Annotated in this window: 1 protein-coding gene; it reads left to right on the top strand. The window is 43.2% G+C overall.

Annotated features, from left to right (window positions below; translation table 11 throughout):
- Positions 1 to 64: 64 nt before the first annotated feature.
- Complete coding sequence (locus G5B32_RS16840; RefSeq protein WP_165292653.1) at positions 65 to 1,291, top strand: IS256 family transposase; 1,227 nt, start codon at positions 65 to 67, stop codon at positions 1,289 to 1,291.
- The last annotated feature ends 72 nt before the right edge of the window (positions 1,292 to 1,363 follow it).

The raw sequence follows: 1,363 nt of genomic DNA, 5'->3' as shown, positions 1-1,363 counted from the left end.
AGAGACTGTAAAATAAACTGTGTCAAGGATAATAAACAGAAGTATTATTTTTGACATAGTAATTATGAGTATTAAGGAAAGCGATTTTGATTTTGAGTCCATGAAGGACCTAGCCCTAGAACAGTTACGTAGCGGTGAATCACTTTATGGCAAGAACGGAGCTTTTGCTCCTTTAATGAAAAAGTTTTTAGAAGCAGCGCTAGAAGCTGAGATGGAGAGCCATCTGGATGAAGCTGAACGCTCCGGTGGTAATCGTCGTAACGGCAAGTCCAGCAAGCAGATTCGCACCTCAGATGGCACTATCGAGATCGATACTCCGCGTGACCGTCGGTCTAACTTCGAACCCCAGCTTATTAAGAAACGTGAGACGATTTTAGCCGATAGCCTGGAGAAGAAGATTTTAGGTATGTACGGTCTTGGCATGAGCCTGCGGGACATCTCGAACCACATCAAGGAGATGTACGATACTGACATCAGCCACAGCACACTTTCTTCGATTACCGATAAGATCATTCCCCAGGTCAAGGAGTGGCAATCAAGAAGTCTAGACTCCCTTTATACGATTGTTTGGATGGACGCCATGCACTACAAAGTAAAAGAAGACCATCGGTTTGTTTCGCGGGCAGTATACAATATTCTTGGCATTGATCGAAATGGACATAAGCATCTGTTAGGGATGTATGTTTCGGAGAATGAGGGAGCTAACTTTTGGTTGAGCGTATTGACTGATTTACAAAATCGAGGCGTGGAGGATATCTTAATTGCCTGCATCGATAATCTAAAAGGATTTTCAGAAGCGATACAGAGTGTTTTTCCCGACACCGAAGTACAGACCTGTGTAGTACATCAAATCCGTAATAGCCTAAAGTATGTAGCCAGTAAGGATCAAAAGGAGTTCATGAACGATCTAAAACCCGTATATCGGGCCGATACGTTGGATCTAGCCGAGCTTCGGATGGATGAACTTCAGGATAAATGGGGTGAAAAGTATCCTGTGGTCATTGACTCCTGGCGACGCAACTGGGATCGTCTGACCACCTATTTCCGATACGATAAATCCATCCGAAAGTTGATCTACACGACTAACACGATCGAAGGATTTCATCGCCAAGTGCGTAAGGTCACCAAAACTAAAGGTGCATTCACCTCCGATATAGCGTTATTGAAATTGATTTATTTAGCACATAACAACATTAAGAAGAAATGGACGATGCCACTGGCCAATTGGGGAACAACAGCACAGAAATTAGCAATTTGGTTTCCGGGAAGAATGGTGTTAGATTTGCAATAAGAAAAATGGTTGAATTACCGCCCCGCGGGGCGGTAATTCAACCATTGACACAGTTTATTTTACACTCCCAAA

Source organism: Sphingobacterium sp. SGL-16 (assembly GCF_011043515.1).
GTDB lineage: Bacteria > Bacteroidota > Bacteroidia > Sphingobacteriales > Sphingobacteriaceae > Sphingobacterium > Sphingobacterium litopenaei.
The sequence above is the reverse complement of the archived record's forward strand: the minus strand, read 5'-3'. Positions and strand labels throughout refer to the sequence as shown.

Bases quoted from the DNA above. Each gene is read 5' to 3' on its own strand.
- G5B32_RS16840 (WP_165292653.1), top strand. From the start codon at position 65: ATGAGTATTAAGGAAAGCGATTTTGATTTTGAGTCCATGAAGGACCTA.